The organism is Actinoplanes derwentensis, assembly GCF_900104725.1.
GTDB lineage: Bacteria > Actinomycetota > Actinomycetes > Mycobacteriales > Micromonosporaceae > Actinoplanes > Actinoplanes derwentensis.
The window spans coordinates 10,145,657-10,168,437 of the sequence record NZ_LT629758.1 but is presented as its reverse complement, the minus strand read 5'-3'; the positions used below and the strand labels follow the sequence as shown (position 1 = coordinate 10,168,437).

Genomic DNA, 22,781 nt, shown 5'->3' with positions numbered 1-22,781 from the left:
CCGGCCATGATCGCGGCGTGTCAGCCGAGCAGGTCCAGGACCCAGGCGCGCAGCCGGTCGGCCCGGGTACAGGCGGCGTGGCGGTCGGGGGGTGAGATCCCGGGCCGGATCGCGTCGTCCAGGGCGCAGGCCAGCTCCGCGAGGTAGCGGTCGAGGTCACCGCCGGTCCCGATGGGCGCTTGCGCGAGTAGTAGCCGCAGCCCGTGGGTGCGGGCGGTCATCGCTGACCCGGTCGGCGCGTCGAACACCGCGGCGCCCAACTGGGCGGCCAGCCGGGTCCAGTATTCGGCTTGCGCAGTGGTCGGATCCGGCTGCGTGTCTGGTGCACTCTGGCGCTCGCGGCGGCGCTGGTCCAGGCTGACGACCGTGGCCGGCGGGGTGTCGCCGGATGTGGCCGGGGCGGTGATGGACGGCCACGGCGCCGTGGGAGCGTCGTCCGGTCCGGGGAAGCCCGGCATCCGTTCGGTCAACCGTGTCGCCGCCCGCGCGGCCAGTTCGAAGAACCATGCTCGGGATCCGGCCGGGAGCAGCTTGCTGCGGCCGGTGAGGATCAGCGCGACGGCAGTCAGGCAGATCAGGCGCTGGCGCCGCCAGCCGGTGACGTTGTTCTGCCCACGCGCCCAGGCCAGGACCGCCTGGTCGACACCGACGAGCAGCTGCTGCAGGTATACCGGCAGCCCTTCGACGGTGATGTCCTCGACCGGATCAAGAAACCAGTCGCGCAGGTCCTGCCGGCCCCGCTGGGGTAGGCCGGCAATCGCACCGGCAACGGCGGTCAGGCTCAGATAGACCTGGTCCAGGCCCAGCAGACCGTCTTTTCTGTACCGGGACAGATCGACCAGGCAGTACGACTGGCGCCGACGATCGACCAGCAGATTTCCCGGATGCAGGTCACCATGGCTCCTGCCGTGCCAGAGGTTCAACCGCTCGTCGCCGCCCCACGAATCCTCGCCGATCAAGGCGAAGGGGTTGACGAGTGATTCCGGCCCGGCGCTGAGCCGAGGGCGCGGGTTACGTTGCAGCCCGGATTGCCCACCGGCCCAGGCAGTGATCGTCCCGGTCTCCGCGAGCCTGGCACCGAGTGCGGTGTCGAGCACGGCGCCGAGCGATGAGGGTTCCACCGTCAGTGCCGCACCGGGGTTCCAGTCCACCAGCAACGACGTCGTGATGCTCCGGCAGAGGTCCTCCGGCGACCGGTAGGTGAGCAGGGCTGCGGCAAGTTGTGAGGTCTCGTCGAGACCGCCGCCCGCTGGGCTCTGCACGACGACGGAGCCTCCACCGGGCACGGGTATGTAGCCGGTCTCCAGATTCGCCAGGTGCGCCCGGGCGAAGTCGGGCGCGTCGGCGAGCGCTCGCCGATGGGCCTTGTACTCCCGGATACCGCCACCGGCAGGATTGATCTTCACGATGACGACGACCGGTGAGGCGCCGTAGACCTGAAGCTGAGCGCCGAGCAGTTGCGCCTCGGTGTATCCCTCGCCGGTCCAGCTCTCCGGTACCAGCGTCGCCGAGTGCGCATCTAGCCAGTCCCGCAGCGCAGCCTGGGCCGAATCGTTCTTGATGCGGGCCAGCACCTGCTCGGAGGGATCCTCCTGCGACATGGCACCCCCGAGCATCGACGTTGTTCGGTTCATTCGGGTCCAGTCAGGATCGCGGTGCACCCTGGATTCTGTCCAGAGCCTGTTCCTGATGCGGACCGGGTAAGCCGGGAGTCGTCGATCACTTCCGGAGTCCAATCCTTCTCGGTGAGGGGGACCGAGATGGCGAACAGTGCCGGTCTCGTCGCAGAACCGATCGGTGGCGGCGGTGTCGCCCGGCCCCGCGGAGCCGATACAACTCGCCGACCGGCGCACATGTGTCTGCCAGCGCCGCTGACCGGCACACAACCGCCCTGCGGTGACCCGGCCGGGCATCCACCGGGGTCGCGCGTTGTGGGCGCGCTGTCAGGGGCGGTCCTCGGGTAGAAAGAGATCCGGCAGCAGGGGCAGGCCGGCCGCAGCGTGCCGCTGCCGGATCTGGCGATGGTGTTCGGCCCGTACGGCGCCGGTATCGACGTCTCGGTGCGGGCTCCAGGCTGGCACCGGACCGATGTGGTTCCTGCCCGGCGGTCTGCCGGGCTCGGCGGGCGGCGGCCGGAGCCGGGACATCATCATCGCCCACGGGGTACCGATCGCTGCGGCGTACCGGTGGGCGAGGTCGGGGTCCAACGCCTGCCAGGCGGTCCGACATGCGGCGAAGGCAGGCGCTTGCGCGTCGGCCTGTTCCCGTTCGGCCAACAGGGCGAGGACCTGCCGCAGGAACGTGTCGGGATGACGTAACGCACCGACCCGTTCCTGAAAATCCGCAGGTAACTCCATGTCCGCAGGCTACCGGCCGGCCCTGACACGGGCCGTCTGACAGTCACCGCAGCAGGGCATCCAGGCGTGCGAGCTGCCGTATCGTCTCGGCGTCGCCGGCGAACCGGGCCGCCAGTTCGGCGGCGACCTCCCGGGGCTGTTGCGTCGGGCCGAACCTCAGGTGCAGGTCGGCCCGCGGCCGGACCAGATCCGGATCACCGATGGGAGGGTGCCTCTGGCGGTACGTGTCCCAGGCCGCGTCGACGTCGCCCCGGTTGAGCTAGGCGCAGATCATGGCCCAGGTGATGCCGCCATCGTGGTCGGGCTGGTCCTGCAGGGCGTCGCGGCTGCAGGACTGCACGCCACCCCAGTCGCCGCCGGCCGCCCGGTGTTCGATCCGGCGCCAGCGCCGCCGACACCGATGTTCGGCGGGCAACTCCGGGCAGGCCGGCCGGCACAGTTTTCGGCGCCGTGGAGGTCCCGGAGACCGCCAGGATGTTGACTTTGTCCTGGAGAGCTTTCCGCGTGTGGAACCGTTCCCAGATGCCGTCGCACACGGCGACGGTTTCGGCGAATCGTCCGGCGGCGCTCAGCAGTTCGGCCTAACTCTCCCGGGCGGCCGGTGACCTCTGCTCCTGCAGCATCGTGATCGCGGTGGCGATGTCGCCGGCACCGGCGATGTTCCGGGCGGTGAACAGGATCCGGTCCTCGTCGTCGCGGTTGGCGCGCTCAGTGAACCTCGCCAGGTCGTCGGTCGTCAGCGCGCCCAGCATGGCGAGCTGCAGCAGGCAGGTCCGGGCCGTACCCACGCTCTCGGCGGTGCCGAGGGCGGCCCGCCACACCGCGAGAGTCTGGGCCCGGGGCAGATCCGGGTCCGCGGTGAGCGCCCGCAGCATCGGCTCGGCAGCGGTTCCGCGTAGCGCGCCGGTGAACCGGGCTGCCCGCGGGCGGCCTTCGCCCCGCTGGCCGCGACGACCGAGTCGATGGCCTCCCGATCGTGGCCGACAAGTGACGCCGGGACCGATCCCGTCTCTGCCCGCCAAAGATCTACGAGCGGCTGCCGGGAAATACCGAGTCGAGCACGTACCGATCGCGAAAGACGCCATCGGTAAGGACGAACCACCGTCCCTCTTCACAGACGATCCAATCCCCGAGCGACATCTGGACGGCGTCGCCATCAGGAATCGTGAAGTAGGCTTCGGCAACCTCGTATTTCTTGCGGTCGTACTCGCCGACGAAGGTGACACGCCCCTGTGTGAACTCGGAGATCCTCTGTTCGTTCAGGATCCCGCCGAACCACCGGCCGGCGTTGACGAGGGCATCGCGCTGGCCGGGCCGCCGGTATCGTTGCGGACTGACACGCCAGTCCTCCCAGGCCGCTACAGCGGTCCAGGCTGCGGTGATCGCCAGAGAGATGCTGCTCCCGGCGACCGGATGAACCTCGTCGTAGTTCTCGCCGAGGACCGTGGCCGCGGTGTTCTCCGCAGTCAGGTCACGCTGACCCGTATCGCCGAAATCTACGGCGGGGAAGCTGCCGGGGCCGGTAGCGAACGCGCTGCTGACTTCCCAGGCGATGCTCCGCGACAGCTCGGCTTTCGCGGTCTCCTCGATACCAAGGGTCTGCAGTTCCCGCAGTGCGGCCTCGTATGCGACGCGTACTCGTCCTGAAGCCGGGATCTCCATCAGTGACATACGAGCAGTCTCGAACGTGAGAGGCCATCTTCGGGCAGGAACAGCGCTGGCAGCAGCCAGCCGGCGGCGGATCTCCGCTACGGGCGTGAGCAACCCGCCCGTCAGGGTGCCGCCGCGCTGAGGCGTGCGAGATGTTCGGCGGCCTCCTGGTCGCCGGCGAAACGGGCCGCCAGTTCGGCGGCGAGTGCTTGTTGCCGGGGAACCGGTCCGAACCTCGCGTGCAGTTCGGCCCATGGCCGGACCAGGGCGGAGTCGCCGACCGTGGGGCGCAACTGGCGGTAGGTGTCCCAGGCCGCGTCCCAGTCGTCCTGGTTGAGCTGTGCGCAGATCAGTGCCCAGGTGATGTCGTCACCTGGCTGGTCCTGCAATGCGTCGCGGCAGCAGGTCTGCACGCCATCCCAGTCACCCTGTGCCGCTCGTCGTTGAATCCGGCGCCAGTGCAGCAAGCTTCGGTGCTCGGCGGGGAGTTCCCGGGAGGCCAGCAGGACGGTGGCACAGTCTTCGGCGCCGTCGAGGTCACCGGATTCGGCCAGGATGTTGACCTTGTCCTGGAGAGCCTTCAGCGTGTGGGTCCGCCGCCAGAGGTCGTCGCACACGGCGACGGCCTCGCCGGACCGGCCGGCGGCGTGCAGCAGTTCGGCCAGGATCTCCCGGGCTGCCGGTGACGTCAGGGGCTGCAGCATCACGATCGCGGTGTCGAGGTCGCCGGCGCCGGCGATGGTGCGGGCGGTGAACACGGTCCGATCCTCGTCGTCGAGGTTGGCGTCCTCGGTGTGCCGGGTCAGGTCGTCGGCGGTGAGCGCGCCGCGGGTGGCGAGCTGCAGCAGGCAGCTGCGGGTGGCGGACGGGGTGGTGGCAGTGGCGAGAAGTTCCCGCCACACCGTGATCGTCTGGTCGCGGGGGAGATCCGGGTCCGCGGTGATCGCCCGCAGCATCGGCTCGGCCGGAGTGCCGCGCATGGCGTCGGCGAACCGGGCCGCCAGGGCGTGGTTGCCCAGTGCCATGCCGGCCTGCGCGCCGCAGGTGGCGACGACCGGGTCGGTGGCCTCGCGCTCGAAGGCGGCACCGCCGGACGCTACCGGGGTGGCCAGGTGGATGACCTCGGCGAAGGCCTGGGCGATCATGCGCTGCTGCACGATGGTCCGGTGCGCGGTCTCGCTCGGGCCCGACCACCGGCGGATCTCGTCCCGCACCGCGGTGGCCAGCTCGAGTGCCTTCTGCTGATCCGGGTGCGGCATCACCGATCGGCCTTGCAGCACCCGCTCTATCAGGACCCGGGCCAGAGCCAGCCTGCCGCCGATGATCGAAGGATGCCGCCGGCACGCTCGTTCGTACAGCTCCAGCGACGAGTGGAGATCACCGTGGACGAAAGCCCGTTCAGCGAGGAACAGCAGACACGTGGGTTCGGCATCCAGACGCTCGTCCCCGATCGCCCCGAGCAAGGACTCCAAGGCGTCGTCCCGGCCGGCCTCGTCGGCGTCGAAGGCACGCACGGCGACATCGGCGAGCAGGCTGGCCCCGGCGGTCGCACGGGCATCGCCGAGCAGCTCGGCAGCCCGGTCCCGGTCATCCGCGGACAAGGCCATCAGAGCCGCGATACCGCGTAACCGAAGCCGCTCGACGCCGTCACCAGTGGCCGGGGCGCGTTCGGATGCCAGTGCGAACGCGGCTGCCGCCAGGTCCCGGTGGCCGTGCTCGTTGGCGTACGCGCCGATCGTCGCCAGCCGCAGCAAAGTGGCATGCGGCCAGGACTGGCTCGCGGTCAGCAGCGCCTCGACCGTCTCCCGGGGCCGGGCGCGGCCTTCGGTGAGCACCTTGGCCAGCCTCAGCGACCCGTCACGGTCGACGGTGTCCAGCGCGGACAGCGCCTGCACGGCCGACGGCGGCAACAACGGCAGGGCCTGGGCCACCGGATCCGGCAGGGCCGGCATCGTGGCGAGGGCGAGGTCGCGCAGCGCCGGATGCGAGCTTTCGTCGAGGACCTGCGTCTTGGGAACCTCGATCCACCAGCCCTTGCCGGTGTAGTGGACGGCCTCGTGGGTGATCTGGACCCAGTAGCCGATCTTGGTCTGTGGGTCCACGAGCACCAGGATCACGGGCATGAGGTTGGCCAGCCAGTAGTTCAGATGCTTCGTGTCCTCACGAAACCGCCAGCCGTTGGCAGTGCTGCTCTTGAAGAACGACGGCCCGCACTTGATCTGTACCGCCAGATAACGCCCTGTCGGCACCGAGGTCAGCCCGTCGACCTCGGCATGCGCGTCGATCCCGTGGTCCGCGACGATCTGCTCCCGAAAAGCCCAGCCCACCGCCGAGAACGCGGCGTCGACAGCGGCGACACCGATCCGTTCCATCTGCGCGGACGTCGCCGTCATCTGAGCCGGCCGCTCTGCACGTCACCGGTCGCGGGGCGCATCGCATGCAGGTCAGCAGCCTTCTTGACAGGGCCTTGCACGCTGGTGAGGTCATCCACGAGGCCACACCGTATCGGCCGGGTACGACATTCCCGCAACCGATGCATTGCTTCGAAGGCGACATCGGCCTCGCCCATCTCTTTGGCGGCCACGGTTTCCCGCAGCATCCCACCCTGAAGGAGATTCGCGTGCAGGTTCCGGCCTGGGCCGCCTTGCTGCTGACCTACACAGTGGGTCTGACCTTCTCGATCGGCGTCACCGGTGTCCTGATGTCGGAGATGGCCGCCTGGATGGTCAAGGCCGAACGATCGCGTCCAGAGTTCACGGCGCTGCGCAGTGCCGGTGTCTGGAGCCGGGCAGGTCTGCGGTGGTACCTGCAGCCACGCCGCGAACTCCTGCGGGTGCTCACGTTTCCGTTCGCCAGTTCGATGATCTTCCTGCCGCTCATGTTCCTCCAGGAGTCACGGTTCACGGTGGGCTTGGCGCTGTTCACGACGGTGGTAGCCACCGAGATCGGGATCCTGTCCGCCGTCACCATTGTCAGCCGGGCCGGCACCGATCGTCGGTTCACCGACTTCTCCCTGACCGGTGATCAGGTCAGCGAGACCGACCAGCAGCGGGCCGCCTTCGCCCGGGCCGAATACCGGCTGCGCTGTGGCGCCGCAATCGCCGTCGCGGTGGTCTATACGATTGCGCCCCGCGGGGATCGCATACCGGCCGAACTGGATGTGCTCACGCGTGCCGCCGCCGAGGCGACGCTCTATCTGCCGGCCGTGGTCGCCCTCCTGGCGTGGTGGTTCTGGAAGCGGGCGTTCGTCGTGGTCCACACGCTTCCGACGATCACGGCGGTTCTGACCACTGAGCCTGACCCGGATCCCGCACTGGACTCACCACACCCGGTGCGGGTTCCCGACGCGGGACACCAGCTTCGTGATCGTCTGACGGTGATGGCAGCGCACCTGGACAAGATCGGTAAACGGGTCGCGGCGACGTCCGGTACTCGTTCCGGCCACCCGCTGCCGGTGCTCATGTGGAGCGCCAGCGACGAGATCGCCGCGTTTCTGCGTTCCCCGCAGTCGCTGTCGGGCGAGCTGACACCCCGTATCCGGGAACTGGTGGTGGCGGTGCTGGTCGTGCTCACCGGACCGGCCGGCGACATCGCCTACAAGACGATCGTCGCTGATCCGGCCGTCTTCGACGCCGACTGGTCAGCTCGGCGCGGCGGCGCCGCCGCCCGGTTGTCGGCTCGGCTCGTCGCGGTCAGCGACAACCTGGAACACCTGAAGAAGGCGATGATCGCTGCGGCGATCGTCGGCACCGTTGTGACGGTGGTTGTTCTCACCGTCCAGGGAACGATGGAGCTCAAGGACGCTGCCGAGATCTTCGCCGGTTTCAACTGACACACCGCTGGCTCGGCACCACACGCCGCGGATGGGTTTCATACTCCGACCACGGTCGAGGTGGCTCGGGTCAGGGCCACGTAGATGATGCGGTGGTTGCTGTTCAGCGGGTCGAGGCCGATCTGCAGGGCTGCCTGCTCCGTGTCGGTCAGGCGCACACCGACGGCGTCCCATTCCCGTCCTTTCGCCTGATGCACGGTCAGGCCGGGCACCGGCGCGGCCACCGAACGCAGCAGGAAGTCACGCAGCCAGCCGAGCGGCTCGGTGTGCGTGGGGTGCCGACGGGGGAACTGGCGCCCGGATTCGGTGCCCACCGCGGCGACCAGTGCGCTCCAGGCGGTGTCGACCGGCCGTTTGCCGGTGGTCTGCCGCAGGATGTCCAGGACGGCGGTCAGGCGTGGCCGCAGCCGGTCGCGGGCGGGCGGATCGGTGATCGCGAGGATCCGGTAGGCGTCCTCGGTGAACACGCTGGGCTGGCCGAACGCGGCGCGGATGACCATGTCGGCCAGCAGCGTCGCGGCGGCCTTCGGCACGCTGTCGGGTGACGGTAACTCCAGCGGCAGGATGTCGCCGCCCGCGGTCCACAATGGCTGATTTCGGGGGTCCTGCGCCGCAAGCCGTAAACGACGGTTCTGGTAAGTGGTGATCCTCGGTGATCGCAGCGATATCTGGCTAGGTTCTGACCCGCCTAACACGCGAATAAGCCATCAGGGTCTGGTCTGGCTGGTCTGGCTGGTCTGGAGTGTGGGTGGCCGCTTCGTCGGGCTGGCGTGTGGCTCGGCGGCGGTTGCAGGCGTTCAGGGGCTGCTGTGGGGGCTGTTTTGCCTGGCAGGTGGCACTCTCTCCGCCGGTCAGGTGAGGGCCCAGCCGCGGGGTTGGTGGGTGAGGCCGAGGGTGGCGAGTCGGGCGAGGTTGGTGGCGGCTGCGAGGAGGGTGAAGTCGGCGGCGACGCGGAGCAGTCCGCGCATGCGGGCGCGGCGGCCGCCGTGGCGGCGGCGCATCAGGTGGGCGATCTTTCGTTCGACTTTGGGGCGGGTGGCCTGGTAGTCGGTCTTCCAGGCCGGGTCGCGTTGCCGGTTGCGGGCGGTGGCCAGGTGGGTTTCCCAGCGGCTGATGGTGATGTGCCGGCCGGATCCTCGCCGACGCCGGTATCGAGACCGCACTCACTGGGGTGCGGATGCCTCGCATGAACTCGATCATGAAACGGTGAATCCAGTCCTGCCGGCACGAACTACTCGACCGGACCCTGATCTGGAATCAGGCACATCTGCTACACGCTCTGCACGAGTACGAACACCACCACAATCAGCACCGGCCCCACCGAGGCATCGCCAACGCCCGACCCCTGCGAGCACTACCCGACCCGACCACCGAGCGAGCTGACCTCGCGCGCCTGCGCGTCCACCGACATGATCGACTCGGCGGACTCCTCCACGAATACGAACATGCCGCATGACCAGCACGGATGACATTCTCGGCACCCGCAGGGTCAAGAATGTACGTGTAAACGAGAAGTACATCAGTGGCGGGCCACTCCACCCGCCAGTAGAACTGAGTTCCAGCCCGCTCACATTGATCAGCTTTGGAAATCCGGCCTGTCGTCTCCGACCCGGGAAGCCACCTCGACCACGAGGAGCACGTCCTCCGGCCGTGTCGAAGCGAGGTCGATGGTTCCCGCCCGATACACCGCGACGCCCGGACGAAGGTTGTTCAGCGGAACATCCTGGAGCCGCACATCAAAGTCGGTGTCAGCGTTCCAGTCCAATGCCCCCAGCGACATCCAACGCGTGCAGTCATGATTCCGCCGGGGATCCGAGATCCTGATCCCGATGCGATCAATTGGGGTCAGCCCAGTCTTGTGTGGCGGGTTTCCACCGTCTGGATGGGGTTTGCAGTTTGGTTCCGTGCCCCCAAGTTGCCCCCAAACAGAAAACGGCACTTTACCCGGGACTACCGGTAAAGTGCCGTTGACCTGCGTCGGGCTGACAGGATTTGAACCTGCGACCCCTTGACCCCCAGCCATATAACGATTGTGTTAAGTAACATCAACTTGTGCTATTTCATACGCAGATCCGGACAGAACGACACTGCTATGCCGTCCGATTTCAACCAATCCCGGAGAAGTTGATCAAGGCTGTGACCAGGCATGTGACCACGCCCGATCAAGTGCGGTGCCTGCCGTTCGGTCCAGGCAAGCATTCTGGAGAGACGAAGGCGCTTGCGCACTTCCGAATAGGCTGACCATTCCCGCACTGGCCCGAAATGGCGGATGCGAGTCCGCTCAGGGCGCGGAAGTCGGGTTGACGCCTCGACCACTTGACAGCCCATGAGAAGCACGCCCTCCCCCGCCACTGTTAGGCCGAAGCGATCTGGAATCGAGCCTGCCTTGCGAAATAGCATATCGCCATTTGGGCCGACCGGGTCAGCATCACGGTGCTTCTGGGCCTTCAATGGGTGCCACCGTCGAGGGCGAAGGTGTGCTGAAATCAGCCCGAGGAACCTGACGCTCAGGTGCTGTGACCAGTTCGGCGATCCGGTCGCTGGCTTGCCGGCGCCGGACGGCGCTGACCTTTGCGTAGTAGCGCATGAGTGTGGCCGGGTCATGGCCGAGCCTCTCGGCGACCTCATGGATGCCGTAGCCGGTGTCGAGCAGATTCGAGGCGAGCATGTGCCGGATCTGATGCGGTCCGAGGGGCCTGACCTTCGCGGCGACAGCGATTTGGTTGAACCGGTCGGTGAGGTTGTCCGGGTGGGCTTGACCCGATTCGACGGACAGGGTCGATATGTTGATCTTAGTCAGGCTGCCTGACTGATTGTTAGCCGGTGTGAACCGGTGGCTTCGAAAGCGGTCGGGCTGAGGTAGCCGAGGCTGGAATGCCGGCGGCGGGTGTTGTACCAGCCTTCGATGTACTCGAATATGGCCTGGCGGGCGGCGGTGTGCGTGGGCCAGGGCTGCCGGTGCAGCAGCTCAGTCTTGATGGTGGAGAAGAACGACTCGGCGACCGCGTTGTCCCAGCACTGCCCGCGACGGCCCACCGACAGGCGAACACCGTGAGCTGCGGCGAGGCGGGCATGCTGGGCACTGGTGTACTGACAGCCGCGATCGGAATGAAAGACCAGTCCGGACGCGGGCCGGCGCCGCACCAGGGCATCGGTCAGGGCAGCGTCGACCAGGTCGGTCTTGAGGTGATCGGCGACGGCCCAGCCAACGATCCGGCGCGAGGCCAGATCGATGACGGTGGCCAGATACAGCCAGCCCTGCCACGTGTTGATGTAGGTGATATCGCCGCACCAGCGGGTGTCGATCGCGGCCGGATCGGTGGTGAAGTCACGGCCGACCAGGTCGGGACGCTGACCGGCGTTCGGATCCGCGATGGTGGTGGTCCGCCATCGGCGCGGGCTCTTGCCGGCCAGCCCGGCGGCTCTCATCAGCCGGGCGACGCGTTTACGGCCGTGTCGCAGGCCGTCCTCGGCGAGGTCGGCATGCACGCGTGGCGCACCGTAGGTGCCTTTCGACACCGCGTGCACGGCGGTGATGAGCTCGGTGAGCTGGGCGTCGACGCGCTCTCGCACGGACTTCACGCCGGATTTCTGCTGGTAGTAGGCGGACCTGGAGACCTTGAGCAGCTCGCACGCACGCTTGACGTTGTGCTCGCCGGTCTTCTCCGCCTCGATGAACGGGTATACGTTCACCGAGTCTCCTTCGCGAAGAAAGCCGTCGCTCGTTTGAGGATGTCGACGTCCTCGCGCAGCCTGCGGTTCTCCCGCCGCAACGCCGCGAGCTCGGCCCGTTCATCCGAGGTCAGCCCGTCGCTGCGGCTGCCACTGTCAATGTCGGCCTGCTTGACCCAGTCCCGCACCGCGGTCTCGGTCAGGTCAAAATCCTGGCTGACCTGCCGAACCGTACGGTCACCACGCTGGCACAACTCGACAATCTCGGCCTTGAACTGAGCCGTGAACGATCGCCGAGGCCGCGCCCGCTTCTTTCCCACGTTCTCCATGATGATGGACATCCTTCCGGAGACCACAGGTCTCCTGATCTTGGATGTCCGTCAAAACGGGGCAGGCCCACCACAGGAGAAAAGACCATGCTGTTCACGCAGTACTACCTCGACTGCCTGTCGCAGGCCTCGTACCTGATCGCCGACGAGACCACCGGCCAGGCCGTACTCGTCGACCCGCGCCGCGACATCGGCGAATACCTCGCCGACGCCCGCACCCACGGCCTGACCATCGCCGGGGTCATCAACACCCACTTCCACGCCGATTTTCTCGCCGGACACCTCGAAGTCGCCGCGGCCACCGGCGCCTGGATCGGCTACGGCCGGCGCGCCGAGACCGAATACCCGATCCGGCACCTCACCGACGGTGAACGCATCAGCCTCGGCGACGTCACCCTGCAGATCCTGGAAACCCCCGGGCACACCCCCGAATCGATCAGCGTGCTCGTCTTCGAACACACCGCCGATACCGTGCCATACGGCGTGCTTACCGGCGACGCGCTGTTCATCGGCGACGTCGGCCGTCCGGACCTGCTCGCCTCCGCCGGAGTGACCGCCGACGAACTCGGCCGCATGCTCCACGACAGCGTGCAGCGCAAACTCATGAGCCTGCCCGACGAGGTGCGGGTGTTCCCCGCCCACGGCGCCGGATCCGCCTGCGGCAAGAACCTGTCCACCGACCGGCAGTCCACCATCGGCGAACAGCGCCGCACCAACTACGCCTGCGCCCCGATGGACGTCGAGCAGTTCCTCGCCCTGGTCACCGCCGGACAGCCCGCCGCACCCGGCTACTTCGCCTTCGACGCCGCCCTCAACCGCCAAGCCCGCGACCTGCTCGACCACACCGCCGCACCGCAAGCGCTGACCGTCACCGACTTCACCGCCGCCCGCACCGCCGGCGCCATCGTCATCGACGCCCGCGACCCGCACGACTACGCCGCCGGACACCTGCACGGCGCCCTGAACATCCCCGCCGACGGCCGGTTCGCCGAAACCGCCGGCACCGTCGCCCAGCCCGCGGACCAGCTGCTCGTGGTCGCCGAACCCGACCGTGCCGAGGAGATCGTCATCCGCCTCGCCCGCATCGGCTTCGATCAGGTCCTCGGCTACCTCCACGAACCCGAGACCGCGCTGCCCCAGATGGAAGCCGACCTCACCCGCGCCAGCCGGATCACCGCCGCCGACCTGCGCACCGCCCTCGACCATGCACAGCCACCCGTGATCCTCGACGTACGCACCGCCGGCGAACGCGAACAGGGCGCCATCGCCGGCTCAGCGCACATCCCCTTGGCCGAGCTGCCCCACCGCCTCGCCGAGATCCCCGCCGACCGGCCGGTCGTGGTGCACTGCGCCGGCGGCTACCGCTCGTCGGTCGCCGCCAGCCTGCTCCGCGCCACCGGCCACCCCGACGTCTCCGACCTGCTCGGCGGCTACGCTGCCTGGCAACTGACCAAGGCACCCGCCACCGTCTGAGCCACCAGAACCGCACGTTGCGCCTGCTCGCACGACCATCATCGGGGAGGCCCGGCATGCCTCACCACCACACCGGCGTCCTGAAGATCCAAGAGCTGACCCAGCCGGCCTCGGTGGCCACCGCAGAGACCAACTCACGGATCGCGACAGTCCGGCCCTCCAACGGCACCGCAGGCCGCGCGCGACGCCCGGTCCGCCTCACGCCGAGTCGCCGCATCAGATCGATCGGGGCGGTTTCGTCGCGATCGGGCGCCACGCCGAACGTCTCCTGCACCGTCTCGGCTGATCGTCAGACGCCCAGGCGGAATGCCTCGATGTGCCGCTGGCGGGCCGGCACCCGCAGCGCGCGAAGGCTGCGCTGCACCGTGGTGGCCATCGCGCCCGGGCCGCACAGGTAGACGTCACGTTCGGCGATGTCGGGTACCAGGCCGCGCAGGCTCTCCGGGCTGAACGGCTGGTTGCCGTCCGTGGTCCGCCCGGTCAGCAGATGCAGGCGCGCGCCGCGAGCCTGGACGAGGTTGCGCAGTTCACCGGCCAGTACCGCGTCGGCGGGCGTGCGGGCCCGGTAGAGCACCACGACGTCACCGGTCAGATCGGGGTCCTCCAGCAACGCCCGGATCGGGGTGATGCCGATGCCACCGGCGATCAGCAGCGTGTTGTCCCGGGTGCGGGCCGCGGTCGTCAGGGCGCCGTAGGGTCCCTCGGCGTACACCTTGGTGCCGACCGGAAGGTCTCGCAGCCCGGCGCTTGTCGATCCGATCGCTTTCGCGGTCAGTCGCAGGGTACGGCCGTCGGGTGCCGCGGACAGCGACCAGGGATTGACCTGCCACCAGGAGGCGTGCCCGGGGAATCGCCACCAGAAGAACTGGCCCGGCCGGGCACGCATCCGGTCCAGCTGCCGGCCGCCCACGTAGACGGACACGGCGGTGTCGGTCTCCGGGACCACCGCGACGACCCGAAGCTGGTGCCGGGCATTGCGCACCATCGGCACGAACAGCCGGTTGACCAGTAGCGACCCGATCGCGAAGGCCCACAGCGCCCACCAGTAGGCCTGGGTGACAGAGCTGGAGGCGATCGAGCTGCCCTCGTAGATCTGGTGGATCACCGCGAGCACGATCATCACGTATACCACCAGGTGGGTGGCGTGCCACGCCTCGTACGACATCCGGCGGCGGGCCATCCGCACCGAGGTGAGCGCCATGAGCCCGATCAGAGCCGCGGCGATCATGCCGAGCAGCACCGGCATCTGCTTGGCCAGGTTCGGGATCTCGGCGAAGAACGAGATCCGGTCGAGCTCCGAGTAGCCGAGTAAGACGAACGTCGGGTGCAGGACGACCAGCCAGAAGATCGCGAATCCGGTCCAGCGATGCCAGTTGGTCAGTTTGTCCATGCCGATGCGGCGTTCCAGAAACGGCACCCGGCCGATCAGCAGTAGTTGCACCACCAGGGTGAAGCCTAGGTACAGACCGAAGAACCGGCCGATAGCCGTCAGCGTGTTGTTCGCCGGCCGACTGGGATCGGCGAACATGATCTGCAAGATCACCGCGTTCGCCAAGAGAAAGATCCAGACCAGCAGGTACGCGGTGCGCGCTTGGCCGCTGCGCCGGGCGGGCCTGTTCGTGACCGGGATTGCGGTCGTGGTTGACATAGTGAGCCTTCCTGAAGCTTGAGTTCGAGGGTCTAGCGGGACGGTGCGGTCACCGTCAGACCGATCTCCGGCAGGCGGACCTTGCCGTCCGCCTCGGCGTTCCATCGCCAGCGGGCGCCGGGAAGGTCACCGAGCACGATCGCGATCTGCCCGGTGCCCGGGCCGCACGCCGCGAGCAGATGCTCCGCCTCCTCGGGCGACGGCATCTCGGCGATCACCGCCAGGCTGGTCAGTGAGCGCCGGCGGGCGGCGAGCCGCACCATGCCGTCGTCGGTTCCGGAAGCCGGAGCGTCGATGCGCAGTTCACCCACGGATCGCAGGCGGACCGCGTTGCGTGGCAGGCCGGGTGGCTCGCCGCCGAGGCCGGGCACCGACAGCACCGGCAGGTCGGGGCGGAATCGGGTCAGGTCGGCGAGCAGGTTGGCCACGACGTCGATGGCGACTCCGGCCGACCCCCTGATCGCCAGGACGCCGTCGAGCCAGGTGAGGTCCACGAACAGGGTTCCGTCCTCGCCACCGACCCGGACCAGGCAGGGAGCGACGGCGCCGCCGCCGCTGGGCGGGCTCGCCGTGGCTGTTGCCGGGCGGGTCCACACGACGTCGGTCTCGGCGTGCCACGGCTGGCGGGGTTGGTGATCGGCGGTCACCCAGGCGGTCACTGTGTGCTCGTCGACGCGCAGCGCGTACGCCTCCACAGTGTCGGCGGCCAGTTCAACGGACGCCTGCCGGGCCAGTGCGGGACGCCGCTGGTCGGCCGCGAACTCGGCGGCCAGCTCGGCACGTGCCCTCATCCGTTCCTGGATCTGTTGATGCCAGCGGGCGTTGTCCCGGTAGGCACGGTAGCGGTCACGCACGCCGCGTCCGATCCGGCGGCGGAAGATCACCAGAAGACTGAGCAACGCCAGGATCACCGCCCCGGCCACCGCCGCAACGACCTGGCCGGTGAGCAACGAGTCGCTGCCGCCGGTCGTATCCGAGTTGACTCGGCCGAGCTGGACGTCGGGGCCCTCCGCGTCGTCGGGTAGCAGGAGAATCCATCCGGGCCGGACCTCGCCCGAGTCGGTGAGAGCACCGCCGTCCCGCTGCGGGCGGGCCCGGTTCAAGTCGAGGATCTCGGTGGCGCGGGCCCGGTCGCCCAGGTTGCGCTGGGCGATCTGCGGCAACGTGTCAGCACGTCCACCGTTCTGCTCCGAGGTGCGCACGATGGCGACCTTGACGATGTCGTCGGGTGCGGCCGAGACGACTCCCGGCACGGCCAGGACGGCGGCGAGGATCGCCGTCAGCAGCATGACGGCACGGCGGATCATCGGGCGGCCGTCCAGCCCTGGGCAGCGGCGCTGGCGATGATCGTGTCGGTGCTCTTGTCCGCGACGTTGCGGTAGAGCGGCGAACCGTCCAGTGTCACCTGCTTGGTTCCGTCCTTGCGGCTCAACCACCAGACCCGGTCCGCGTCGATGCCCTTGAGCTTGACCTTTCCGCCGCGTTTGGCGACCACGGGCTGCCACAGGGCCGCGCAGGCGCGTTTGCAGTTGCTGGCCGGCGGGTCGGTGTCGTCCTGATCGAAGCGGTAGAGGGTCGCACCGTCGTCGTCGACGACGATCGGGCCGTCTTTGCCCTTCTTGGCAGTCAGCGTGCTGGTGCGGTCCGGTTTCGCGTCTTTCAGCTCGGCTGCGCCGATCAGCGCGTCGATCGCCTTCCCGTCCGGCGAGAAGGCGAACCAGGCGCCGTCGGCGCCGTGTCCGTTCAGGTCGCCGGGCACGGTGTCGCCGCTGAAGCGGTACGCCGGGCGCCCGCCGATGGTGACCTGGACTCCGCCGTCCGGCCGCCGGATAGCGGCGATGTCATCGGCCGTCATGCCATCGACGAAGACCCGGCCTCCGGTTTGGATCAGCACGGGTGGCCAGCTGCGGGTGCACTCGCCGGTGCACTGGGACGCCGGCGGGTCGACCGGGTCCTTGGCGAAGGTGTAGAGGGTGAAGCCGGTCACGTCGGTCACGGTTTCCCCGATGGCCGCCTTGTTCACGGAAAGCTGAACCCACTTCGCCGGGGCCTTCGTGTCGGCAGCCGGCTCGGGTTGTGCGGCCTCGGTGGTGGCCGCCGGGGCCGGTTCGGAGGTGGCCGCGGCAGCGGGCTCGGTGGTGGCCGCTGGAGGCGATGTCTCTCCGCGACCGTCGCCGGTCAGGCCGGCACTCGCCGCCGGCGCGCTGACGAGCTCGATCTCGCCGGCGGCGAGAACCGGTGCCGCAGCCGGCGAGCCAGGATCGCCGCCGGCACAGCCGGCCACGAGAATCAGGGCCGCGGCGAGTGGGACGGCCAGAACGTGGGCAGGAGTCCGAACCACGATGACACCTCCTTGTTCGGTCGGGGTCGACAGATGCGGCCATCACGATCGAGACCCCCAACCGGTTCGATACTTGTGTCTCAGGTCACATTCGGCGAACCGTTTCGGCTCTTCGGTCGTGATGGGCTCATGGCCAGATCAGACATCGTGATCCCGGGTGAGGATCTTCAGCAGGCAGCGGACGCGATGCGGCAGGTGCTGCGGACCATCAACGTGAAACGCAGCTCCGCCGACTTCAACCAGACCGTCGGTCCCCCGGTCCGCGATGCCGCGGAGAATTTCGAGGACCGCTGGGACGCGGGCCGTAAGCAACTGCGCAACGAGTGCGATGACATCATCGAGGCGATCGATCTGATCCTCGACACTTTCACCAAGGTCGACGAACAGGGTGGCGACAGCCTCGGAGGCGCGCGATGACCACATCGGTACACGTCCCCGGATCGTTCACGTTCGAGGTGCCCGAGGGCTGGCTCGACTACGACCTGACCCGGCAGGATCTCAGCAGGCAGCAGCACGAGCTGCGGGCTGCGGTGACCACCGCCGAACAGCGTGCGGCTGTCGATGACGCCATGCGCCAGGCCCGCCGTCTGCTGCGCACGGCACGGCAGCAGGGCGCTGCGGCCGCGGCCGGCATGATCGCCCGCGACGACGACGGCGGACTGCTGATGGCGTTCGTGGCGGTTTTCGGGATCACCGTCCCGGACGGCACCGAACCGTCGGTCGCCGACATCGCCCAGCAGGTGTCGCGCCCGGCACGAGCCGACGGCTACGGGGACCGCACTGTCACGTCGGCGACCCTGCCCGCCGTCGGGACGGTTGCCCGGATCACCGGGACCGAGATCGTCGAGCTGACCGAGGCCACGTCGGCGGTGATGGTCGCCATGCACACGATCGTCCCGGTTCCCGGACAACCGGGATCGTTCCTGGTGGTCACCGGGATGAGCCCGAACCTGCCGCTCGCCGACGCGCTGTACGACGTCTTCGACGCGATCACCGGAACGCTGCGCTTCGTCTGACGGATCGAGCCGGTGTGGCCCGGACCAAGGCCACACCGGCTCGATTTTCACTCCGCTTTCGGTACCTGCACCGCGGTCAGCGTCCCGTCACCCAGATGCAGGTAGGCACGACCGGGCTGGGCCGTCTGCCCGACGATGCCCCGCGGGATCCGCATTCCGATCAGGTCACCGTCGGTGATGCTCTGCGGTGCGATCAGCAGACCGGCCCGGTTCCGTTTGAGCTGGGTCAGCCAGCCGGCCAGGCCGAGACTCAACGCCTCGGCGTTGCCGGCCACTGCGAGACCCCAGCCGTTACCCGCTGCTCCCCGGGCGAGGGTGTTCAGGTCACCGTCGATGTCGGACTGCGCCAGCAGTTCGGCGTCGTCGATCACCACCGTGCCGGTCTCCTCCGGAATGCTCTTCAGCAGCTTCCGGAAGTCCACCGCGGCGACCCCGGCATCGGTCACCACTGCTGTGACCCCCGGCTGCCCGGCCAGGTCACGCAGCGGGGAACGGCGCGGCGCGATCACGATCAGACCGGTGCCGTTCGCCAGCAGCGTCCGGGCCACCGACAGCAGCGCGGTGCTGCGCCCGGACCTCGGCGGGCCACCGATCGCGAAGGTGGGGATGTCGGCGAAGTCCGGTCCGAGAGGGACCATGTCGTCACCCCCGACACCGACGGTCGCGGTCAGTGGCTTGCCCTCCGTCGGCAGCATCCGGCGCATCTCGGCGTACCCGATCAGCTCCGGCAGCGCCGCGAACCGGCGGGGCCGGGCATGTGACGGCACTCCGGCGTCCCGGGCGGTGATCTGCCGGGCACCCTCGACGAGGGCCGCTGCCTGGCCCTGCCCGCTGATGTCCGGGCCGAGAACGGCGATCTGTGCCTCGGCGTGGTCGGCCATTCGCAGCGCTCGGCCCGGGCCCAGCTCCGGTGGAACCTCGCGCAGGTTCAGGCCGAGCAGCGAGTAGTCGCTGCGGTCGTTGAGACGCAGGATCAACTTCTCCTCGGTGGCTCCGGCGAACCGGCCCGAACCGAGCACCTTGTCACCGGCGAGCACGACGTGTACCCCCACCCCGGCGCCGTCGCGCAGCACCCGGGTCAGCCGGTCCAGGTAACTACCGTTGTCGTAGGTGGCGAAATCCCGTTCGAATACCTCGAATCGGTCCATCAGCAGCACTATGTGCGGCAGGCGCTGGTCGGCGGGGGCGTTACGGCGCTGCTCCGCCAGGTCCGCCACACCCTGCTCGCCAAACAGCGCCTGCCGACGGGTCAGCTCGCTGTTCAACCAGGTCAGCATGCGATCCAGACGCTCGGTCTGCAGCCGGTCCACCACCGCACCGCAGTGCGGCAGACCAGCCAACGGCAGCAACGCCCCGTTACCGCAGTCGACGGCGTAGAGGTGCACGTCGGCACTGGAGTGCCGGGCCGCCAGCGCCGCCGCCAGTGTCCGCAGCGCCTGCGAACGGCCGCTGCGTCCGGATCCGACGAAGAAGATGTGGCCGGTGCGGTCGACGTCGAACATCAGCGCCTCGCGGCTCTGCGACGCCGGCAGGTCGACGATGCCGTACGCGACCGCGCCCAGATCACCCGGCCGCACGGACCCGGCGGGCTGCGGCAGCTCGGCCCACTGCACGACCTCGGCAAGGGGTTGCAGCCACGGGCTCGGCTGCCGCGGCACCCCGAGCCGTTCGGTGGCCGCGACGACGGCAGCGACAAGCTCCTTCAGATCGGTGTCGGCCGGACCACCGGCCGGTGTACCGGAGCCTCGGCGTGCCGGGACCGGGTCACCGAGCCGAGACCAGTCCACGTGGGTGATCTCGATGCGCACCTCGTCGGCCCGGTCTCCCCGCACGGGCCGCTTGCCACCGATCCGGCCCGCCTGGAACGGCAGGAGCGCGGCGTATCCCAGCCGGGCGTACGCCCGTCCCGGCGTACGCGGCGACAATTCGCCCGCGTCGGGGGCGTCGATGATGTCTCGGCTCTCACCCTGATCGGTGGTGCGCAACGCGATCCGCAGGTTCGTGTTGGCTCGGATGTCCGGGGTGACCGCGCCCGACGGCCGCTGCGTCGCCAGCACCAGATGAATGCCGAGCGACCGGCCCCGCTGCGCGATGTTGACCAGGCCGGTGACGAAGTCCGGCAGTTCCCGCACCATCGAGGCGAACTCGTCGATCACCAAGACCAGTCGCGGCATCGGCGGCATGCTCGTGTCCCGGGCCCGGCGTTCCTGATACCTGATGATGTCGGAGGCTCCCGCCGCGGCGAGCACGTGCTCGCGGCGTCGCAGCTCCGCGCCGAGCGAGGTGAGCGCCCGCTCCACCAGGTGGGTGTCCAGGTCGGTCACCATCCCGACGGTGTGCGGCAGTTGCTCGCACTCGGCGAAGGCGCTGCCACCCTTGTAATCGACCAGTACGAAGGTCATCTCGTCGGGCCGGTTCGCCACCGCGAGGGTGGCCACCAGGGTCTGCAGCAGCTCCGACTTACCGGCGCCGGTGGTACCCGCGATCAGGGCGTGCGGCCCGTCCCGGACCAGGTCGATCGCAAAACGGCCGTCCATCCCGGCGCCGAGCACCGCCTCAGTGCTGCGGGGCCGGACCACCCAGCCGGCCGCGATCTTGTCCGGGGTCGGGGGCTCCAGGTCGAGGATGTCGAGCAGGCGTGCCGACTGCGGCAGAACCGTTTCGTCACCGTCGCCGGAAGCACCCAGCGACGCCATCCGGCGGGCGGCCCGCTCGTACCAGCCGGCATCCGGTTCGTCGGCGCGGATCCCGGTGACCTGCGCGGTCGTGGCCGTCCGCACCGAGGCGCCGGTGTCGTCGGAGACCACGACCGCCCGGCATTCCTCCGGCAGCAGCCGTTCCTCCGGCTCCAGGCACAGCACGTGCACGCCGGCTGCGGGACCGTCACGCAGCAGGGTGATCGCACCGGGCATCGACCGCAGTCGCCGGGCGCCGTCGAACACGACCAGGATGTCCGGCTCGCCGCTCGCCGCGCCACGCTCGGCCGGGTTCTGCCGGTCTGCGGCCGACCGGGCCGCGATCATCCGGTTCAGCTCGGCGATGCGTCGCGACACCGACTCAGCGGTGGTGCCGATGCGGACGTACGCCTCCTCCCCGTCGGCGCGGGCGTGGGGCAGCCATCGCACCCAGGACCAGCGGTTCTCGGCGCCGGCATCGGTGAGCACACAGATGATCAGGTCATCGGGGCTGTGCAGAACCGCGGCCTGTGACACCAGCCAGGGCGCGAGCCGGGTCAGCCGGCTCCCGGCCACCCCGACCACGCCGGCGGCCCGCACGTCCACCGCCACCGGCACCTGACCCAGTTCCGGCACGGTGACCCGGCGATGCTCGTCGAGGGCGGGATCCTCCACCCGGACCGTCGACGGCATCGAGCAGGTACCCACCCGCAGCGCGAGGAAGTCGTCGTCGTGACGGCGCCGTTCCCACAGCCGCTCGCCGGGAAGCGTGGCGATACGGCCGGTGAAGGCCGGATCCGGGTACGCGTACCGTCGGGCCCGCTGCTCTTCGAGGACAGCCTCGTCGATGTCGGCACGAACCCGGGCCAGTTTCTCGTCGTGTTCCTGCATCTGCTCGGCGAAGCTCTGCGTGCCCCGCCGTTTGCTGCTGAACTGAGTCAGCAGCGCGCCGATCGGGGAGACCAGGGCGAGGAAGATGAATCGCCAGTTGCCGGTCGCCAGGATGCCGACCAGAGCACCGATCGCCGGGGTCAGCAGCAACGTCACCAGCGGGAAGTGATTCTTCTCCGGCTTGACCGGCTCGGCCGGCAGCCGGAACTTCCCGCCCGGGATCTGCGGGAAGAACCGCGGTGGCCGGTTGAACTCCCACGTGAAGCCGTCCGCCGCGCGGGTCAGCGGCGCGCGGGCCGGTACGCCGGTCGCCAGTTCCAGCAGGATCCCGCCGATCGCCAGCTGACGACCAGCAGGCCATTCAGTGGTGCCCTCCAGCGTGACGCCGTCCATCTCCGTCGCCGACACTGCGGTGACCTCGACCGTACGGTCCACGGTCACCAGTAGACGGGCGGCGACCGGCGGCACCTCACCGGGCAGGCGCACCCGGCAGGTGGCAGCACCGCCGATCTCGTACTCTCCGGGCGGCAGGAGCACGATCCCGCCCGCACCCGGTCCACTCACCAGCCGTACCTCCACCGCACCGGACCGTCCGGCCGACGACCGGGCCGGCCGGTTCAGGCCCAGTTCGGCCCCCGCGCCCAGCCGTGCCTCGGCCAGCGACATCCGCGGATCCAACGGCGTGGCGCCGTGGAACAGCGTGCCGGGACTGCCGCCAACGGCCTCGGCCAGCTCCGCGGCGAACGCCCGCACCGACGTACCCGGTTCCGCCTCCACGACCAGCGGCTCCGCCGTCGGTGAGTCCTCGGAAACCAGACTGACGTTGAGACGCATCTCGTTCCTCCTCCCATCCTGTCCAGCCGCGGACGCCCGACGCTGTCGCGCCGGGCGTCCGCG

Annotated in this window: 19 protein-coding genes; 4 read left to right on the top strand and 15 right to left on the bottom strand. The window is 69.1% G+C overall.

What is annotated here, in order from left to right; genetic code table 11:
• Positions 1-20: 20 nt before the first annotated feature.
• The 6 genes from BLU81_RS45450 to BLU81_RS48970 form a co-directional block, all read right to left on the bottom strand.
• A complete protein-coding gene (locus BLU81_RS45450; RefSeq protein ID WP_092555709.1) occupies positions 21-1,601 on the bottom strand; it encodes a hypothetical protein in 1,581 nt (526 codons plus the stop codon).
• 342 nt (positions 1,602-1,943) lie between these two features.
• Complete coding sequence (locus tag BLU81_RS45445; protein ID WP_092555707.1) at positions 1,944-2,357, bottom strand: hypothetical protein; 414 nt, start codon at positions 2,355-2,357, stop codon at positions 1,944-1,946.
• Between the two features lie 581 nt (positions 2,358-2,938).
• Positions 2,939-3,232 (bottom strand): hypothetical protein, encoded by a 294-nt coding sequence (locus BLU81_RS45440; protein ID WP_092555705.1) that lies wholly within the window; start codon positions 3,230-3,232, stop codon positions 2,939-2,941.
• 151 nt (positions 3,233-3,383) lie between these two features.
• Complete coding sequence (locus BLU81_RS45435; protein WP_092555703.1) at positions 3,384-4,028, bottom strand: hypothetical protein; 645 nt, start codon at positions 4,026-4,028, stop codon at positions 3,384-3,386.
• 101 nt (positions 4,029-4,129) lie between these two features.
• Complete coding sequence (locus BLU81_RS45430) at positions 4,130-6,400, bottom strand: DUF4365 domain-containing protein (RefSeq protein ID WP_092555701.1); 2,271 nt, start codon at positions 6,398-6,400, stop codon at positions 4,130-4,132.
• Positions 6,397-6,606: a hypothetical protein gene (locus tag BLU81_RS48970; RefSeq protein ID WP_157752062.1), complete on the bottom strand. Its 210-nt coding sequence runs from the start codon at positions 6,604-6,606 to the stop codon at positions 6,397-6,399. The genes BLU81_RS45430 and BLU81_RS48970 overlap by 4 nt, the downstream gene beginning before the upstream one ends.
• Positions 6,607-6,627: 21 nt before the next feature.
• On the opposite strand from BLU81_RS48970, the gene BLU81_RS45425 reads away from it, so the two are divergent.
• Complete coding sequence (locus BLU81_RS45425; RefSeq protein ID WP_157752061.1) at positions 6,628-7,839, top strand: hypothetical protein; 1,212 nt, start codon at positions 6,628-6,630, stop codon at positions 7,837-7,839.
• 38 nt (positions 7,840-7,877) lie between these two features.
• Here the strand turns inward: BLU81_RS45425 and BLU81_RS45420 are convergent, their stop codons facing one another.
• The 5 genes from BLU81_RS45420 to BLU81_RS45390 form a co-directional block, all read right to left on the bottom strand.
• Positions 7,878-8,426 (bottom strand): ATP-binding domain-containing protein, encoded by a 549-nt coding sequence (locus tag BLU81_RS45420; RefSeq protein ID WP_092555697.1) that lies wholly within the window; start codon positions 8,424-8,426, stop codon positions 7,878-7,880.
• A 264-nt stretch (positions 8,427-8,690) separates the two neighbouring features.
• Positions 8,691-9,002, bottom strand: a complete 312-nt coding sequence (locus tag BLU81_RS45415) for a transposase (protein ID WP_092555695.1) — start codon at positions 9,000-9,002, stop codon at positions 8,691-8,693.
• Positions 9,003-10,267: 1,265 nt separating this feature from the next.
• Positions 10,268-10,615: a tyrosine-type recombinase/integrase gene (locus BLU81_RS51245; protein WP_269461123.1), complete on the bottom strand. Its 348-nt coding sequence runs from the start codon at positions 10,613-10,615 to the stop codon at positions 10,268-10,270.
• Between the two features lie 20 nt (positions 10,616-10,635).
• Positions 10,636-11,532: an IS3 family transposase gene (locus tag BLU81_RS51240; protein WP_092555691.1), complete on the bottom strand. Its 897-nt coding sequence runs from the start codon at positions 11,530-11,532 to the stop codon at positions 10,636-10,638.
• Positions 11,529-11,852 carry a transposase gene (locus BLU81_RS45390; protein ID WP_157752060.1) on the bottom strand — a complete coding sequence of 108 codons (324 nt, stop codon included), beginning with the start codon at positions 11,850-11,852 and terminating at the stop codon, positions 11,529-11,531. The genes BLU81_RS51240 and BLU81_RS45390 overlap by 4 nt, the downstream gene beginning before the upstream one ends.
• 75 nt (positions 11,853-11,927) lie before the next feature.
• Here BLU81_RS45390 and BLU81_RS45385 point away from each other — a divergent pair, with 75 nt between their 5' ends.
• Positions 11,928-13,313: an MBL fold metallo-hydrolase gene (locus BLU81_RS45385; protein ID WP_092555687.1), complete on the top strand. Its 1,386-nt coding sequence runs from the start codon at positions 11,928-11,930 to the stop codon at positions 13,311-13,313.
• A 289-nt stretch (positions 13,314-13,602) separates the two neighbouring features.
• Here the strand turns inward: BLU81_RS45385 and BLU81_RS45375 are convergent, their stop codons facing one another.
• The 3 genes from BLU81_RS45375 to BLU81_RS45365 are packed head-to-tail and all read right to left on the bottom strand — an operon-like array spanning position 13,603 to position 17,302.
• Positions 13,603-14,961, bottom strand: a complete 1,359-nt coding sequence (locus tag BLU81_RS45375) for a ferredoxin reductase family protein (protein WP_092555683.1) — start codon at positions 14,959-14,961, stop codon at positions 13,603-13,605.
• A gap of 32 nt (positions 14,962-14,993) precedes the next feature.
• A complete protein-coding gene (locus BLU81_RS45370) occupies positions 14,994-16,268 on the bottom strand; it encodes a hypothetical protein (RefSeq protein ID WP_092555681.1) in 1,275 nt (424 codons plus the stop codon).
• The gene (locus BLU81_RS45365; protein ID WP_092555679.1) at positions 16,265-17,302 is read right to left on the bottom strand and encodes a hypothetical protein; all 1,038 of its coding nucleotides are present in this window, start codon (positions 17,300-17,302) and stop codon (positions 16,265-16,267) included. Before BLU81_RS45365 ends, BLU81_RS45370 begins: the two co-directional genes overlap by 4 nt.
• A gap of 129 nt (positions 17,303-17,431) precedes the next feature.
• On the opposite strand from BLU81_RS45365, the gene BLU81_RS45360 reads away from it, so the two are divergent.
• Both BLU81_RS45360 and BLU81_RS45355 read left to right on the top strand, forming a co-directional pair.
• The gene (locus BLU81_RS45360) at positions 17,432-17,719 is read left to right on the top strand and encodes a hypothetical protein (RefSeq protein ID WP_157752059.1); all 288 of its coding nucleotides are present in this window, start codon (positions 17,432-17,434) and stop codon (positions 17,717-17,719) included.
• Complete coding sequence (locus BLU81_RS45355) at positions 17,716-18,318, top strand: hypothetical protein (RefSeq protein WP_092555675.1); 603 nt, start codon at positions 17,716-17,718, stop codon at positions 18,316-18,318. Before BLU81_RS45360 ends, BLU81_RS45355 begins: the two co-directional genes overlap by 4 nt.
• A 47-nt stretch (positions 18,319-18,365) precedes the next feature.
• On the opposite strand, the gene BLU81_RS45350 is transcribed toward BLU81_RS45355, so the two are convergent.
• Positions 18,366-22,718, bottom strand: coding sequence for an FtsK/SpoIIIE domain-containing protein (locus BLU81_RS45350; RefSeq protein ID WP_092555673.1), 4,353 nt, complete (start codon positions 22,716-22,718; stop codon positions 18,366-18,368).
• Between the last annotated feature and the right edge of the window lie 63 nt (positions 22,719-22,781).